General features: G+C 65.3%; 12 protein-coding genes. 4 read left to right on the top strand and 8 right to left on the bottom strand.

The annotated features are described in order from the left end of the window. Positions 1-205: 205 nt before the first annotated feature. Complete coding sequence (locus tag IVB46_RS06210) at positions 206-2,470, top strand: TonB-dependent siderophore receptor (RefSeq protein ID WP_247309165.1); 2,265 nt, start codon at positions 206-208, stop codon at positions 2,468-2,470. Between the two features lie 110 nt (positions 2,471-2,580). Here the strand turns inward: IVB46_RS06210 and IVB46_RS06205 are convergent, their stop codons facing one another. Continuing rightward, a complete protein-coding gene (locus tag IVB46_RS06205) occupies positions 2,581-2,937 on the bottom strand; it encodes a hypothetical protein (RefSeq protein WP_175618040.1) in 357 nt (118 codons plus the stop codon). A gap of 399 nt (positions 2,938-3,336) precedes the next feature. Here IVB46_RS06205 and IVB46_RS06200 point away from each other — a divergent pair, with 399 nt between their 5' ends. Next, entirely contained in the window at positions 3,337-4,437 is a 1,101-nt protein-coding gene (locus tag IVB46_RS06200; protein WP_247309163.1) for a hypothetical protein, read from the top strand. 115 nt (positions 4,438-4,552) lie between these two features. On the opposite strand, the gene IVB46_RS06195 is transcribed toward IVB46_RS06200, so the two are convergent. After that, positions 4,553-5,164, bottom strand: a complete 612-nt coding sequence (locus IVB46_RS06195) for a DUF2147 domain-containing protein (protein ID WP_028148559.1) — start codon at positions 5,162-5,164, stop codon at positions 4,553-4,555. A 107-nt stretch (positions 5,165-5,271) separates the two neighbouring features. After that, entirely contained in the window at positions 5,272-6,300 is a 1,029-nt protein-coding gene (locus tag IVB46_RS06190) for an NAD(P)/FAD-dependent oxidoreductase (protein WP_247309161.1), read from the bottom strand. Positions 6,301-6,481: 181 nt separating this feature from the next. Here IVB46_RS06190 and IVB46_RS06185 point away from each other — a divergent pair, with 181 nt between their 5' ends. Further along, positions 6,482-6,949, top strand: coding sequence for a thioesterase family protein (locus tag IVB46_RS06185; RefSeq protein WP_247309159.1), 468 nt, complete (start codon positions 6,482-6,484; stop codon positions 6,947-6,949). Positions 6,950-6,964: 15 nt separating this feature from the next. Here IVB46_RS06185 and IVB46_RS06180 read toward each other — a convergent pair whose 3' ends face one another. Then, positions 6,965-7,285, bottom strand: coding sequence for a 2Fe-2S iron-sulfur cluster-binding protein (locus tag IVB46_RS06180; RefSeq protein ID WP_014493954.1), 321 nt, complete (start codon positions 7,283-7,285; stop codon positions 6,965-6,967). A 166-nt stretch (positions 7,286-7,451) separates the two neighbouring features. Then, entirely contained in the window at positions 7,452-7,826 is a 375-nt protein-coding gene (locus tag IVB46_RS06175; protein WP_247309157.1) for an Hpt domain-containing protein, read from the bottom strand. A gap of 395 nt (positions 7,827-8,221) precedes the next feature. Between IVB46_RS06175 and IVB46_RS06170 the strand changes: the two genes are divergently transcribed. Next, complete coding sequence (locus tag IVB46_RS06170; RefSeq protein WP_247342322.1) at positions 8,222-13,930, top strand: negative regulator of septation ring formation; 5,709 nt, start codon at positions 8,222-8,224, stop codon at positions 13,928-13,930. Positions 13,931-14,109: 179 nt separating this feature from the next. Here IVB46_RS06170 and IVB46_RS06165 read toward each other — a convergent pair whose 3' ends face one another. Genes IVB46_RS06165 through IVB46_RS06155 form a run of 3 tightly spaced genes read right to left on the bottom strand, consistent with a single transcriptional unit; the run spans position 14,110 to position 16,926 of the window. After that, a complete protein-coding gene (locus IVB46_RS06165; protein WP_166090184.1) occupies positions 14,110-14,991 on the bottom strand; it encodes an MlaD family protein in 882 nt (293 codons plus the stop codon). A 16-nt stretch (positions 14,992-15,007) separates the two neighbouring features. Continuing rightward, positions 15,008-15,790 (bottom strand): ABC transporter ATP-binding protein, encoded by a 783-nt coding sequence (locus IVB46_RS06160; RefSeq protein ID WP_063982229.1) that lies wholly within the window; start codon positions 15,788-15,790, stop codon positions 15,008-15,010. A gap of 2 nt (positions 15,791-15,792) precedes the next feature. Beyond that, a complete protein-coding gene (locus tag IVB46_RS06155) occupies positions 15,793-16,926 on the bottom strand; it encodes an ABC transporter permease (RefSeq protein WP_247309151.1) in 1,134 nt (377 codons plus the stop codon). Between the last annotated feature and the right edge of the window lie 65 nt (positions 16,927-16,991).

Below are 16,991 nucleotides of genomic sequence, written 5' to 3'. Positions count from 1 at the left end.
AGACGGCGTCGGCCTACGCCGCGACGAGACACGATTCTCCATCCTCACATGAGGCCATCCGCGCGCCGCCATCAAGCGGCGCGCGCTCTACTTATATAAATACTAATTCCAAATCTGATGATTGAGGGACCATTGCGCCCCTCCCGCACTTCAAGCCATCGACTGCGCTTGTTAGTCGTCCGCCCCGCAAATGATGGGGTCGCGAATGACTACATATCTCAGAACGACGGCAGGATTGATCGGCGGCGCGCTGCCGCTGTTGGCAGGCCTGATGGATGCGGTGCCGGCCGAGGCGCAATCATCGTCGCAGGAATTGCCCGCCGTCGTGGTCGAGCAATCGTCGCGGCCGGCAGCGCGCACACGTCCGTCTCCCTCCCGTCAGGCCGCACAGGCGGCAAGCCGCCGTCGTCAGGCCGAGCGCGCATCGTCGAACGTCGATACACAGGCGGCCGGCGCGAGCACGGGCGCAGAGACCGCGACAGGCCCCGTCCGCGGCTACGTCGCGACCCGCAGCGGCACCGGCACGAAGACCGATACGCCGCTGCGCGAGACGCCGCAGTCGATCACCGTGGTCACCGCCGACCGCATCATCGACCAGGGCGCGACCACAGTGCAGGATGCGCTGCGCTACGTGCCGGGCGTGTTCGCGGACGCCTACGGCGCGGACTCGCGCGGCGACTATCCGCGCATCCGCGGCCAGGACCCGAACATCTATCTCGACGGCACCCGTGTGGTGAACACCTGGAACTTCAATGAGTGGCGGCCGGAGCCATATACGCTGGAGCGCATCGAGGTGCTGCGCGGTCCCTCCTCGGTGCTTTACGGCGACACCTCGACCGCAGGCCTGTTGAACCTGGTCTCGAAGCGCCCCCAGGCCGAATCCGCCAATGAGATCGGCGTCCAATACGGTAGCTTCAACCGCAAGCAGGTGCAGCTCGACTCGACGGGTAAGCTGACCAAGGACGGCGAGTGGCTCTATCGCTTCATCGGCGTGTTTCGCGACAGCAACATGCAGACCGACTACGTCAAGGACGACCGCATCGTGCTCGCACCGTCGCTGACCTGGCGGCCGACCAACAACACCAGTTGGACCGTGCTCGGCACCTATCAGAAGGACACCACGGGGTCCTCCACGGCGTTTCTGCCGCATGAGGGCACGCTCTATCCCGGCCCCAACGGCTTCATTCCGGTGCAGCGTTTTGCCAGCGAGCCTGGCTTTGACAAATACCAGACCGAGACCGGCGCGATCAGCAGCCTGTTCGAGCACAGTTTCAGCGATGGCCTGAAGATCCGGCAGAATCTGCGTTACGCCCATGTCGAAGGTATTTATCGGTCGATGTGGCCGGATCTGAATTTTGTCGATCCGAGCGATCCGAACTATCCGTTTCTCGATTCCAGCAGGCGCACCGTGGCACGCAGCGTATGGAGCCGCGAGACGGTCAAGGATAGCCTGACCTCGGACAGCAATGCCGAGCTGAAATTGCAGACCGGGGCGGTCGCACACAAGGTGTTGCTCGGGGCCGACTACCGCGAGGCCAGGGAGCGCGCGCAATCCGGCTTCGCTACTGACCCGACACCTTTCGATCTCTACACGCCGGTCTACAACGGCGTGACCGCCCCGGCGATGTCACCCGAACCGAACCTCCGTCAGAGCCAGTTCGGCCTCTACGCTCAGGACCAGTTGCGGCTCGGACCGTGGCTCGCGGTCCTCGGCCTGCGCCACGACTACGTCACGAGTGACACGCAGGGATCTCCGGTCGAGAACTATCAGGCGACAACCGGCCGTGCCGCGCTGATGTACGAACTGCCGTTCGGCGTCACGCCCTACGTCACCTACGCGCAATCGTTCAACCCGATCTTCGGCGCTGGAATCTGTGCCACCGTATGCGCGCCTCAGCGTGGCGAAATGGTCGAGCTCGGCTTCAAGTACAATCCGACACCGCGCAATGCGATCAACGGCGCGATCTACGACATCACCGAGAAGAACCGGCTGGCAAGCGATCCTGACAATCCCCTGCTCTCGATTCAGACCGGCAAGGTCCGTATCCGTGGCGCCGAGCTCGAGGTGCTCACGAGTCTGACTCCGGATCTCGACCTGATCGCCGCCTACACCTATATTGATGCCCGCGTGGAGAGCGGCGACAATGCCGGCAAGCATGTCGAGACCGTACCGGATCACCAGGCCTCGCTATGGACGAAATATCGCCTCGCCTGGTTTGGCCTGCCGGGCGTCACCGTTGGCGGCGGCGTGCGTTACATCGGCCAATCCTGGGACGGCACCGACACCATCCGCACGCCGGACTACACTTTGTTCGACGCCATGGTCCGCTATGACAACGGCCCCTGGCGACTTCAGGTCAATGCCAGCAACCTCTTCGACAAGCGTCACCTCACCACCTGCCGGATCGGCGGCGACTGCTTTCTCGGTATCGGCCGCACGCTGCTCGGCAGCGTGACGTACAAATTCTAGAGCATGATCCGGAAAAGTGTGTAGCGGTTTTCCGCAAAGATCATGCTCAAACAATAATCTAAAGCGCGATGACGATTCATCCCAATCTCATCGCGCTTTAGCCACGACCGCTAGGTCATGCTGCCGGGCATGAAGCAGCGCACGCGGGGATGGCCGTCGACATAGTGCTTCCACACCATGGTTCGACCGATCTTGTTCGGCTCGGTGATCACCGCGCCGTCGGGCACGACGACCCATTCGTCGTCGATGCGCACGCGGTAGTGGCCGCTATCGGATTCCCAGTCGACGTCGGCTATGACGTAGCCGTCGGCATCCGAGCAGCATTGCCCGTATTTGCTGTGCAGGCTCTCGAACCAGGGTTTTAGCGGCGAGTTGGCATAGCGGCCGTCGTCGCGCGCCAGCGCCGAGGTCGCAAGCAGCGCCATCGGCCCCAGCAGCGCCGCCGCACATAGTCTGGCAAGTCGCATATCGTCTCCGCGGATCGCAATCAGCGCCGCGAGGGACAGACACCGCCGTCCGCCTTCCGCACGGTGGCGGCAGGCGTGGAGACGGCGACTCGCTCCCCAGCGGCTTTGCGACAGCTATGCAAATCCGGCGCCAGCGCGCATTCCGGAGAACTACGGCCGCACGGTTTTGCCCCGGCCGGCGCGCACGTGCTGCATGTCCAATGCGCCGGCAATTTGCCGCAGCCGTTTTGGAGGCTTTCCTTGTTCCGCGAGGACGTGTACGAAACGGCCGCGGACGCGGGCCGCATCGTTTAATCAACTGTTTCAATTAGAGAAATCAGGTGTTGGCGTGACTGGCATTGGACCGTCAGCGCTATGAGTTCGAGAGAGTTGCTTCCTGGCCAGCAGGATCCGACCGACTTGCCCGCAAGCGAAGTGCAGTTTGCACTCGTGATTTCGCGCATGCTCGAGACGGTGAAGGACGACGCGGATGCCAGGCGGCAGATGGTCTACGACCTCGCCCGCTACAAGCTCCAGGAGCAGTTCACCTACGCCGACGCCAGGAACATCGACCAGATGAAGCGGGCGCTCGAGGTCGCGATCGAGGAGGTCGAAAAATTCTCGCGCGACCAGGCGCCGCTGGAGCGCCTGCCGTCACAACAGCTCACGTCGTCAAAGGCGACCGAGACAGGCGGTCTCCTGGTGTCCGGCGACGCGACCGTCTTGCGATCGAGGATCGAGATATCCCGCAGCAAGCTGCCTGCGATCTCGGGCCCGCTTCTACCGGTGATCAAGCGTACGGCGGCCATCCTGCTTGCCGTTGGCGCAGTCATCCTGATCGTCTCGCAGCGAGACAACATCGCCGCGCTGCGCCGGCAGATTTCGTCCCAGGCCCCGGAGATCGCGCAGGTATCGCCCAAGCCGGAGACGACGATCACGGTCGCCAAACCGGAGATGGTCACCCCTGCCCCGCCTCCCCCGACGCGCGTATTGCCAACCGACTACGGCATCTACGCATTGATCGACGACAAATCGCTGGCGGAATTGAATGCGACCGGCGTGATGGCGCCGGACATGCGCATCGCGATTTCACCGGAGTTCAAGAAGCCTGATCGCCCGCATCTGCCGAACGGCCGCGTCAAATTCATCGTGTTTCGGCGGGACGCCGCGAACGTGATCCCGGAGCGCGTCGAGGTTCGGGTCGTCGCGAAGATCGCCAGGGAGTTTTCGACCGACGCCGCAGGCAAAAATCTGGGCGGCGGAGAAGATGTCGGGGTGATCCGAAACTTCGCCTATCCGTTCCGGGTGTCGCCGATCCCGGGGAAGCCCGAGATGTACGAGCTTCACACCGGCGATTCAGGGCTCGAGCTTGCGCCGGGACATTACGTCCTGAGCCTGGGATCGCAGGCCTATTATTTCCAGGTCGACGGCGAGATCACCGATCCCCGGCAATGCCTCGAGCGGGTCGTCGCCGGCAACGGCACGTTCTACGCGCCCTGCAAGAAGGCACGGACGTATTGACGGTCGTCGAGACCGTCGTTGCTGAGGCACGCCCGGGCCACGCACTCAACTGTCATCGCCCGACTTGATCGGGCGATCCAGTATTCCAGAGACAGCGCGAGGATACGGAGGAGCCCTACTGCTTCGGCGCGGGCGCCATCATCGCGCCGCCCTTCTTCGCTGCGGGCGCAGGCGCCGGCTTCGTCGTCGCGGCGGTCGCCTGTGCCGGAAGATATTTGGCGACGATGGCAGGATCGACCTGGGCGATGTAGGCGTCGGGAAGACGCGTCCAGGTCTCGTCCTTGCCGAACAGGGAGATGCCGAGGAAGCCGCGCATGGTCAGCGTCTGCCCGTCCGCGCTGACCGACATCTTGGCCTTCCAGATGTTGCCGTCGCGCGGATTGACCACGTTGCCGCCATCATACTTCAAGCCGTCGCGCTTCATGTCGCGGATGAAGGAGAGCCCGAGCACCGGCGCGTTCTTGCGATCATCGGTGCATTTCGCACAGACCTCGTTCGGGTCGTCGCCGGGGCGCGGAAAGGTTTTTGCGATCACGCCTTCGAAGATGCCGTTGTGGTCGACGAAGAGAAACCATCCCACCGTCTTGCCGTCCTCGATCTTCTGCCAAAGACCCGCGGCGGTTGGCTGCTGCGCCTGTGCGGCTACCGGCCCAACCGCGCCAAGCGTCAGCGCAACAGCGAGCGCGAGGAGCGAGAGCAGCCGAAAGCTGGAAAAGAGAGTCCGCATTATGATCACCTTGCTAAGCCGCCACTGCAATGGCCGCAGACTACGGCGATTTCGCGAACGGTTCCAGCACCAGAAACATGGGGCATTGCCTGCCGAACCCGGTGCCGTCAGTTGACACCGAGCTTCTTTTGCAGACTGGAGGACGAGGTCGTGTATTGGAACACGAGCCGCTTCTCCGGATAGACGTAGCGATGGGCTTTTTGCGACATCAGCGCGCCCTCGTGGAAGCCGCACAGGATCAGCTTGATCTTGCCGGGGTAGGTGTTGATGTCGCCGATGGCGAAGATGCCTGATACGTTGGTCTCGAACGCGGACGTCTCGACCGGCACCAGATTGTTCTCGAGCGCGATACCCCAGTTCGCAACCGGACCGAGCTTCATGGTCAGCCCGAAGAACGGCAGCATGGTATCGCAGGAAATTTCGCTCACGCTGTTGTCGTTGCCCTTGACGGTGGCGCCGGTCAGCTTGCCCTCGGCGCCGGACAGCGCAGTGACCTGCCCGAGCCGCAGATCCATCTTTCCGTCGGCCACCAGCGCGCGCATCTGCTCGACGCTGTGGGGCGCGGCGCGAAAATCGTCGCGTCGGTGCAGCAGCGTGATGCGCTTGGCGAGCGGATGCAGATTGAGCGTCCAGTCGAGCGCGGAATCGCCGCCGCCGACGATCAGAACGCTCTTGTCGCGGAACGTCTCCATCTTGCGCACGGCGTAGTGCACCGAAGTGCCTTCATAGGCCTCGATGCCCGGCACCGGCGGGCGCTTGGGCTGGAACGAGCCGCCGCCGGCCGCGATCACCACCACCTTGCATTCGAACACCTTGCCCGCGTCGGTGGTGCAGCGAAACAAGGGATCGCCGATCTTCTCCACCGTCTCCACCATCTCGCCGAGATGGAAGGTCGGATGGAACGGCTTGATCTGCTCCATCAGCGCGTCGGTGAGGCCCTGCCCCGAAACGTGCGGAATGCCGGGAATGTCGTAGATCGGCTTTTCCGGATAGAGCTCGGCGCACTGGCCGCCGATCTTGTCGAGGATGTCGATGAAATGCGCCTTCATGTCGAGAAGGCCAAGCTCGAAGGCGGCGAACAGACCACAGGGGCCGGCGCCAATAATCAGCACATCGGTTTTGATCACGTCGCTCATGTCGTCTCTTTATCGATCGTTATCGGTTGGACGCCGCCCGGGGGCAGAAGTGACCCTGCCTGTCTAGCCAACGGGGATGGATCAGGGAAGGCATAAAAGCGGGAGCACCCCGCAGCCGCACCCACTTGCCGGGTCAGGATAACTGGGCTGTAACGGGATGCGACATGACGGAGATCAATCGGTGAACGCACCAAGCCGCCTCGATACGACGCCGCGCCTGGAGGACTATCCCTATCGTCTCGGCGACAATGTCCGCTTCGGCGATCTCGATCCGAACCAGCACGTCAACAACGCAGTCTACGCCACTTATTTCGAGACCGGCCGTGTCACGCTGATGAAGAGCCCGGAATACGGGCTGACGCCGCCGGGCCTCGCCTGGATCATGGTGCGGCTCGACATCCATTTCCGTGCCGAGCTGCACTGGCCGAACAAGATCGAGCTCGGCCTCGGCGTGGTCAAGCTGGGACGGACGTCGGTGACCTTCGAACAGGTGGTGTTTTCGGAAGGAAAGTGCATCGCCTCGGCGATGTCGGTCGGCGTCATGCTCGACGAGGCGACGCGGCGGCCCGCACCACTCACCGCTGAAATCATCGAGAAGCTCAGACCCTGGCACAAGCGCGGTATCGAGGTCGCGCCGCCGAGCGTCTAGTATAGTGAGGGACGATCAGGCCTGCCGTTCCGGCGTCGCCACGACGAGCCCGTCGAGTTCGTCGGAGACCTTGATCTGGCAGGACAGCCGCGAGTTCGGGCGCACGTCGAAACCGAAATCGAGCATATCCTCTTCCATCGGCGTCGGGCTGCCGACCTTCTCGCGCCAGGCTTCGTCGACATAGACGTGACAGGTTGCGCAGGCACAGGCACCGCCGCATTCGGCCTCGATGCCGGGAATGCTGTTGCGGATGGCGGCTTCCATCACGGTCGCGCCGTTCTCGACTTCCACCGTACGGGTTTCGCCCTTGTGGTCGACAAAGTTAATCTTGGCCATGTGTGCTCGTGCTGCCGCGATGTTGCGAATGAAGGAGGGTCCGGGCTGTCCTATAACGGGTCGATCCGCCCGGCGCCATAGGGTTTTGAAGCGACGTGAATCCCGCTTCGCGGGAAGAAAACGCGTCAAAACAAAAGACTAGAGCGCGGTTTCTCGCCTTGTCGCCCTAGGGCTTCAGGATCGCCTCGATGGCGGCGCGAGCCTCGGTCACCGCCTCTTTCAACGCGGCGAAGGCGTGGGGCTGGCCATGGCCGGTCCGGACCGCGGTCTCCAGGCTGGCTGCGGCATCAGCCACCGCAAAGGCGCCGATTCCGCGCGCGGAGCCCTTGAGCTTGTGGGCGAGTGCGCCGGCCTCGGCCGGCAGTGCTGCCATCGCCGCGACCAGGCGGACCGCCTGCTCGGCGAACATCGCGAGCACTTCCTGTTCCAGCTCAGTGTCCCCGAGCGTCATGCGCGCGAGGTGATCGAGGTCGAGCGGGCTGTCGATGGGTGCAAGCGGGGGCGAAGGCATCCAGTCCATCCGTTGCAGTTCAGGCGTCATGGCGCAGGCCCCGGCATCGCGCGATGTCCGCCGATCCGGCGGTCAAGTTCCCCCCACCGAAGCATGGAAATGGTTAACGAAGTGTTTGGGCCGTTTTACGCAAATCCGCCTGTTTATTGACGAAAAGTTGCCGCAATCCGGCGAGTCCGGTGGAGAATTCCATTTATTGCTAAGGCGTTACGGCGCTATCCTGTTAACGATGATTAAGATTGTCTTAATCCCGGGCATTTCATTCGCGACGCTCTGCCAATAGGATGTTGCGGAAATTGGCGGACAAGCCGTCCGGGTGGGGACGGCTGGGAATCCGCGTAAGCGGCATGATCCGGTCTGTGGGCTTGCGTAGCGCGCTGGGCTCGCGGGGGGACGCGTACAAGTAACGAGGGCTCGGACTGAACATGGCGAACACTCCGAAAAAGGTCAAAGACCCGACAGAAGTTGCGCTTTCTGCGATCCAGGAAGCCCTGAACATCAGCGACACGGCCGCGGACACCAGCCGCAACGCCTCGATGCGCAACGAAACGTCGTCTCCGGTGGGGCCGCCGGCTCCCCCGATCTTCGACGAGCCGACCTTCGAGCCGCGTCCTGCCGCCAACGAGCGCACCACCGTGTTCGATACGATCGAGGAGCCGCGCAGCTCGCGCCGTGCCGCCAACGACGACCGCGAGACCATCGGCCAGTTGCTCCAGGCGCTTCAGAAGGGCCGCCCTGCCCGCAGCGTCTACACCTTCGCCACCATCTTCGCCGGCGTCTGGCTCGCAGCCTGCGCCGCGCTCACCGTCGGCTTCCTGCCCTCGATCCAGGCTGCCATGGGCCAGAGCGGCGGCGTGCTCGTCATCGCCGGCCTGATCGCGATGTTCTTCGCGCCGATCATGCTGTTCTACTTCCTGGCGAGCCTGGTCTGGCGCGGCCAGGAAATGCGCATGATCGCGCAGGCGATGGCGCAGGTCGCGATCCGCTTCTCCGAGCCCGAGGGCTCGGCGTCCGATTCCATGGTCACCGTCGGCCAGGCCATCCGCCGCGAGGTCGCGGCGATGGGCGACGGCATCGAGCGCGCCATCGCGCGCGCCGGCGAGCTCGAGACGCTGGTCGCCAACGAGGTTGCGGCGCTCGAGCGCGCCTATTCCGACAACGAAGTGCGCATCCGCTCGCTGCTCCAGGACATCGCGCACCAGCGCGACAATCTGGTCGGCCAGGCCGAGCAGGTCCGCAGCGCCATCTCCGGCGTGCAGATCGATCTGCGCCACGACATCGCGCTGATCTCGGACGCGATCGCCTCGCGCGTCGACGAGGTCGCCAAGAGCATCACCGGCGCGCTGGAAGAGCGCGGCGCCCACATCACGGGCGCACTGAGCAACGCCGGCGACAACATGATCCTCGCGCTCGGCGAGCGCGGCGGCGACCTGCTCGACCGCCTCGAGGAGGCCAGCAACGAGACCACGCGCGCCGTGCTCGACGCCAGCGAGCGGCTGACCACCAGCCTCAACTTCAAGACCGGCCACGTCCACGACGAGTTCGTCGACCTCGCCGACCGCGTCCACGAGATGCTGAACGAGCGTATCGACCGCATCACCGGCGAGTTCGAGCAGCGCTCCGCCGCGATCGTCGATGGCATCTCCGAGCGCACCGAGCAGGTGCACGACAGCCTGAAGAATTCGTCGGACTCGCTGCTGCTCGAGCTCGAGCTACGCTCCAACGACCTCTCCGCCAAGATCGACGATGCCGGCAACCGGCTCGCCGGCCACATCATGACCTCCGGCGACAAGGCGAGCGAGGCGCTCGACGCCACCGTCAACACGCTCGTCGCCAAGGTGGTCAGCCAGACCGAGACCGCGCACGACTCGCTGTCGCTGCAGATGAGCGCGTTCGACGAGCTGGTGAAGAACCAGGGCACCGAGCTGGTCGAGAGGTTCGCCCGCGACTCCGGCACGCTCGGCGCGCTGATCACCCGCCACATCTCCGAGTTCGACCGCACCGTGAAGACGTTCGGCGGTGATATCGTCGATCGCATGGGCCAGCGCACCCAGGACATCGCCGAGAGCCTGAAGACCTATGTCGACAATTTCGATACCCGCTTCACCTCGAACGGCGGGGCGATCACGGCCGTGCTCGACCAGCGCCTGGTGCAGTTCGAGACCACGGTCGGCGAACGTGTCACCAACCTCGACGCCTCGCTGAACGACAAGATCGTCAGCCTCGACGGCACGATCGAAGGCCACATCAAGACCTTCGACGACCAGCTCGTCGGCCGCGTCGCCGCGCTCGAACAGTCGTTCGACACCCGCGCCAAGTCGGTGACCGAAACCATCGACGGACGCCTCAACACCCTCGCCTCGTCGCTGACCGACGGTGCCGCGCAGGCGATCCAGTCGATCGACTCCCGCCTCACCCACCTCACGACGTCACTCACTGACGGCGCATCGCAGGCCATCGAGACGATCGATACGCGCCTCAACTATCTCGCGACCTCGCTCACCGATAGCGCATCGCAGACCATCCAGTCGATCGATACGCGGCTGACGCACCTCACGACGACGCTCTCGGGCGGCGCCTCGCAGGCGCTCGAATCCATCGACACGCGCCTCACCTACCTGACGACTGCGGTGACGAATGGCGCCTCGCAGGCCGTGCAGTCGATCGACACGCGCCTCACCCTCCTGACCTCGACGCTCACGGACGGCACCGCGCAGGCGATCGAGGCGGTCGACCGCCGCATCACCGGCGTCGCCGAGATGATCGACGGCCGCAGCACGCACCTGACCGACACGGTCACGGCGCGCTTCCAGGACATCCACCAGGCTATCGAGACCAAGGTCGGCTCGGTCGCCAACGACATCGACGTGCGCGTAGCGCAGTTCGAGGACCTGCTCGGCTCGCGTGTCGAAGCCGTCGCCGGCCGCATCGAGAGCAGCGGCCGTCAGGCCAGCGAGGACATGATGTCCCGCGCCGAGATGATCTCGACCGCGATCCGCTCGCATGTCGAGGACGCCGAACGCTCGCTCACCAACCTCGTCGTCAACACCAGCGAAACGATCCAGACCGGTGCGCGCACCGCCCAGCAGTCGCTGATGACGGTCTCCTCCGACGTCAACGCCCAGCTCAAGATGACCTCCACCGAGGTCGAGCGCGCGCTGACCGCGGTCGGCACCGGTGCTGCGAACTCGATCCTGAGCAGCGCCCGCGAGGCGCAGTCGACCCTGGTCGCGGCCTCGGGCGATGCCTCCAACCAGATCAAGGGGCTCGCGGTCGACGTCGAACGCACGCTGTCGGCGGCCGGTTCTGCCACCGCGGCCTCGATCCTGGCCGGCGCCCGCGAGGTGCAGACCACGCTCGTCACGGCGTCTTCGGACGCGGCCAACCACGTCAAGACCCTCACCGCCGACGTGCAGCGTTCGCTGTCGCTGGCCGGCGCCACCACGGCGGAATCGATCACCGCCGGCGCCCGCGATGCGCAGAGCGCGCTGATCGCGGCCTCGACCGAGACCGCCAACCAGATCAAGGCGCTGTCCTCGGACGTGCAGCGCTCGCTCTCGATGGCCGGCACCTCGACGGCCGAGACCATCATGACCGGCGCCCGCGAAGCCCAGACCACGCTCGTCAACGCGTCCTCGGATGCGGCGACCCAGGTCAAGTCGCTCGCGGTCGAAGTGCATCGGTCGCTCTCGCAGGTCGGCCAGTCGACCGCCGAGACGATCACGACCAGCGCCCGCGACGCCCAGAGCACCCTGCTCTCCGTCTCGGCCGAACAGACCAGCCAGGTCCGTTCGCTGGCGGCCGAGATGCAGCGCGCGCTGGCGACCGCCGGCGGCGCCACCATCGAGGCGCTCACCAGCGGCGTGCGCGAGGCCCAGGGCACGCTGATCACCGCCTCGACGGACGCGGCAAGCCAGATCAAGTCGCTGACCACGGACATCGAGCGCACGCTGACCTCGGTCGGCGCCGACACCGCCTCGACCATCCTCAACAGCGCGCGTGAGGCGCAGACCTCGCTGACGTCGACGTCGGCGGATGCCGCAAGCCAGATCCGCACGATCTCGACCGAGATCGAGCGCGTATTGAGCACGGCGACGACCAACGCCACCAACGACATCCAGACCAGCGCGCTCAACGCCCAGAACGCGCTGATCAACGCCTCCAACGAGGCAAGCTCGCGCGTCAAGTCGAGCTCGGCCGACGTCGAGCGTTCGGTGCTCGCCGCCAGCAGCAGCTTCGGCCAGGCCATGACCGGCAAGACCGACGAGATCGTCACCTACGTGCAGCAGCAGGCCGACCGTCTGTCGAACATGATCGACTCCAAGCGCGGCGCGCTGGTCGATGCGATCGGCTCGAAGACCAGCCAGCTCACGCTCGACATCGACCGCGTCAACTCGGATGCGTTGAAGTCGATCGAGACACGCGGTCATGCGTTCTCGCAGACGATGATGGGCAACGGCTCCGAAGTCGCCCGCACCATCAACGCGGCGAGCGAGATGGCCACGGGCGCGGTCGGCAAGTCGCTCAAGGACCTCGAGCAGGCCTCCCGCTCGGCGATCGACCAGTCGCGCCAGGTCTCGATTGCGGCCGTCACCGAGATGCAGGAGACCAGCAAGATCCTGCGTACCGACACGGTGGCCCTGTTCGAGCGTCTGCGCGAAGGCAACATCCTGCTCCAGGAGGTGCTGACCGGTGCGCACGACAACCTCAACTCGCTCGAGCGGGCGCTGGTGACGCGCGTCGCCGACTTCGTCTCGGCGATGAACGACGTCACCTCGCGCAACGGCGCTGCGACGCAGAACCTGGAAGACCAGCTCAACGTCTTCAATACGAAGACCACGCGGGCGCTGCAGGACCTCGGCGAGCTGTCGACCCAGTTCGACGCGCACGGCAAGGCGCTGGTCGAGGCCGCGCAGGTCGTCGAGGTGAGCAACAAGAACACCACCGCTTCCCTCGCCGAACGCAAGCAGGCGCTGGAATCGCTCGTCACGACCATCGACCTGCGCACGGCCGATCTCGACCAGCGTCTGTCGCGCTTCACCGGCCTGCTCGATGAATCGCTGGCAGCCGCCGAAGAGCGTGCCCGCGACATCGCCCGCGTCGTCGCGGAGACCGCCGGCGCAGGTTCCGCCGCGATCACCCGCCAGTTCGAGGCGGTGCGCGTGGCGTCCGAGGAGGAGCACCGCCAGACCATCGAGGCCATGCACGACATCTACCGCCAGACCACGGACGAGGCGGATACGATGTTCAAGCAGTCGACCGAGAAGTTCACCAACCTCGTCTCCAGCATGAAGCAGATGGCGTTCGAGATGCACAACGAGCTCGAAGCCACCCGCAACGAGCTGCGCCGCGGCGTGCTCGAGATGCCGCAGGAGGCCGCCGAGAGCACTGCGCAGATGCGCAAGGTGATCGTCGACCAGATCGAGGCCCTCGCCGAGCTCAACCGCATCGTGGCCCAGCATGGCCGTGGCCTCGACGTCTCCACGACGGGCCGCGCCAGCGCGCAGCGCCAGGAAGAGCCGTTGCTGGCAGCCGTCGGCACGCGCAACACCGAGACGCGCGGCCGCGACACCGGCAGCGCCTCGACGCTGCCGCCGCCGGACCTCGGCATGCCCGCCTCCTCGCGCCGCACCGAAGCGCCGCCGGTCGCGCCCGCGGGCAACGACCAGGGCCGCGACGGCTGGCTGTCGGACCTCCTGAACCGCACGGACGCCAACCAGGGTGCTCCGACCGGACGTGAGGCCCCACGTGGCCGCGCGGCACCCGCGCCGCAGCCGCAGGCTCCGCAGGGTGGCAGCAATCCGCTGGAGTCGCTGTCGCTCGACATCGGCCGCCTGATGGACCGCAACCTCGCCGCCGAGATGTGGGACCGCTACCAGCGCGGCGAGAACAAGGCCTTCACCAAGCGCCTCTACACGCCCGCCGGCCAGAAGGCCTTTGACGAGGTCGCCCGCAAGTACCGCGCCGACCGCAACTTCAAGGGCACGGTCGACCGCTACGTCGCCGAGTTCGAGCGTCTGCTCGACGAAGTCGCCCGCGACGGCCGTGGTCCGCAGGAGTTGCGCAGCCACCTGACCTCGGAGACGGGTCTGGTCTACACCCTGCTCGCACACGCCGCGGGTCGGCTCGGGTGATCAGCCCGTAGCGACAACGAATAGCGAATGAGAACGGAGGCCTCACGGCCTCCGTTTTTATTTGAGCCCGTCATTGCGAGGAGTCCTTGCGACGAAGCAATCCAGACTGCTTCCGCGGAGACGATCTGGATTGCTTCGCTACGCTCGCAATGACGAGGTGACGTCCGTGTACTAAACGCCTACTGCCGCCTGCCGCTCGCGGCGGGCGCCGGCCTCGGCGGTTCGGCCGGCGGCGGCGCGGCCGCTGGCGCGCTGTTGCTGGCGCCGAACAGCACGCGGGTCGGGTTGCGATCGAAATTGTTCACGGCGCGGCTGATGTCGCCGAGCGTGCGGCGGCCGTCGGTCATCAATGCGCCGGAGCGCTTGTCGAAATCCTCGGCCAGCTCGCGGATCGACTTCACCGCCTGGAACAGCTCGCCGCCGTCCTTGCCGCCGGCGAGCGTGTTGAGGCCGAACATGAGGCTGTCGGCCTTGTGCATGACGCCGTCGACCTTGGCCATCACGCCGTCGATCTTCTCGGAGTTGCGCGCGAGCGAGTTGGTGAAGGTCTCGAGGTTCTTCAGCGAGTTCTTCACCGACTCCTGGTTGTCCGCGACGATCTTGTTGATGTTCTGGAGCGTGCCGCGGATCGCCTCGGTGACGTCCTGGAGCTTGTTGGGATCGGCCGTCAGCGACGGGATGCCGTCCTCATCGAGCGGCGGCGGAGGCGCCGCCTCCTCGCCGCCCTTGAGCGAGATCGCGGCGACGCCGGTCAGGCCCTGGAATTCGAGGCCGACCAGGGTGTCCTTGCGGAGCGGGGTGTTGTTCTCGACCATGGCGAGTGCGACAACCCGCCGCGGGTTGTCGAGCTTCACTGAGACCACCTCACCTACCCGGATACCGTTAAAGTTGACGCTGCCGCCGTTGCGCAGGCCCGCCGCCGGGCCCTCGAACACGACGCGCAGGGGGCTGCGCTGCTTGGTGGTGTGCAGCGACTGGAACCACAGCACGAAGCCGATCGCCGCGGCGATCACCGCCAGCGTGAACGATCCGATCAGTACGTAATTGGCCCGCGTTTCCATCAGCTACTCCGGCACCTCAGCCCATCACCGCACGGGCGCGCTTGCCGTGGAAATATTGTCTCAGCCAGGGATGCTGCGAGGCCTGCATGTCGGCGATCGACCCTGCCGCAATGATCTTACCGTTCCCTAAAACGGCGATGCGGTCGCAGGCTGTGTAAAGGCTGTCGAGGTCGTGCGTTACCATGAAAACGGTCAGGCCCAAAGTACGCTGGAGCGTCCTGACCAGCTCGTCGAAATCGCCGGCGCCGATCGGATCGAGGCCCGAGGTCGGCTCGTCGAGGAACACGAGATCCGGATCGAGCGACAGCGCGCGCGCCAGCGCCACGCGCTTGATCATGCCGCCCGACAGTTCCGAGGGAAAGCGATCCGCGACTTCCGGCTTGAGCCCGACCATGGTGAGCTTGGCCAGTGTGATCTCGTCCATCAGCCGCTGCGAGACCCGGAGATATTCGCGCATCGGAAACTGGATGTTCTGCCGCACGGTCAACGAGGAGAACAACGCGCCCTGCTGAAACAGCACGCCCCAGCGGCGCTCGACGCTGCGGCGCTGCGAGGTGCTGGAGGAATCGAGGTCGACGCCGAACACCTCGATGGAGCCCGCGACCTTCGGCACGAGGCCGATGATGGTGCGCGTCAGCACCGACTTGCCGGCACCGGATGGGCCGACGAAGCCGAGGATTTCGCCGCGCTTGACGTCGAGGTTGAGGCCGTCGAGCACGCGCGTCGCGCCGAACTGCACGGTGATGTCGCGAACGCGGATGATCGGATCTTGAATCGCGTTTTGAGTTTCTTGCGCCATCGTCACATCCCGATCGAGGCGAAGAAGATGGCGAACACGCCGTCCATGACGATGACGAAGAAGATGCCCTTCACCACGGAGGCCGTGGTGTGCTGTCCGAGAGATTCCGCGCTGCCCTGCACGGCGAGCCCCTCGACGCAGGCGACGATGCCGATCACGGCCGCCATCACCGGTGCTTTGACGATGCCGACGATGAAATGGTCGATCGAGATGGCGTCGCGCAGGCGCAGCAGGAAGGCTTCGGGATCGACGCCGCCATAGAGCCAGGCGACGAGGCCGCCGCCATAAAGCGCGGCCATGGCACCGAGGAAGGCGAGGATCGGCAGCGCCAGCACCAGCGCCAGCATGCGCGGCAGCACCAGGACCTCGATCGGGTCGAAACCCATCGTGCGCAGCGCGTCGATCTCCTCGCGCATCTTCATCGAGCCGAGCTCGGCCGTGTAGGCGCTGCCCGAGCGCCCCGCGACCATGATCGCGACCAGGAGGACGCCGATCTCGCGCAGCACCAGCACGCCGAGCATGTCGACGACGAAGATGTCGGCGCCGAACCTGCGGAAATGAAAAATGCCCTGCTGGGCGATGATGCAGCCGATCAGGAACGTGATCAGCACGATGATCGGCACCGCGCGCCAGCAGACCTGCTCCATGTGGTGCACGGTCGAGGTCAGGCGGAACGAGCGCGGGTGGATCAACACGCGAAACCCCGCCGCGAGCACCGCGCCGAGCATGTCGACGAGGCCCGCAACCGTGCCGGCGACCCCGGCCATGGCCCGGCCGATCTGCTCCAGCATGCCGGTGATGGTGACCGCGCTGCTGTCGACGACCGGCGTCGCCCTGACCCGCCGCACCTCGTCCACGAGGCTCGAATAATTGGCGGAGAGCCCCGCGATCTGCGCCTCGACGGCGCCCTGGGTCAGGCTGCGGCGCAGCCGCTCGATCAGCCAGGCGCCGAAGGTGTCGAGCTTGGCGACCTCGGAGACGTCGATGAAGATGCTTTGCGAACTGCCGGCGAGCTTCTCGGCGTCAGCCACCATCCGCTCCAGGACCGGCGCGAAGCTCGCGGTCCAGGTTCCGGTGGCGCAGAGTGCCAGCGCGTTGCCCTTGGCAATCCGTTCCAGCTTCGGATCGCCGCTCAAGGTCTCCGCTCCCGTGCTGGGGCGCGAGAAACGGATAGAATCAGATGGTTGTGCACACGCCCTTA

The organism is Bradyrhizobium sp. 61 (genome assembly GCF_023073075.1).
Classification (GTDB): Bacteria; Pseudomonadota; Alphaproteobacteria; order Rhizobiales; family Xanthobacteraceae; genus Bradyrhizobium; species Bradyrhizobium barranii.
Note: the sequence above shows the minus strand (reverse complement) of the source record. Positions and strands in the feature narration are given on the sequence as shown.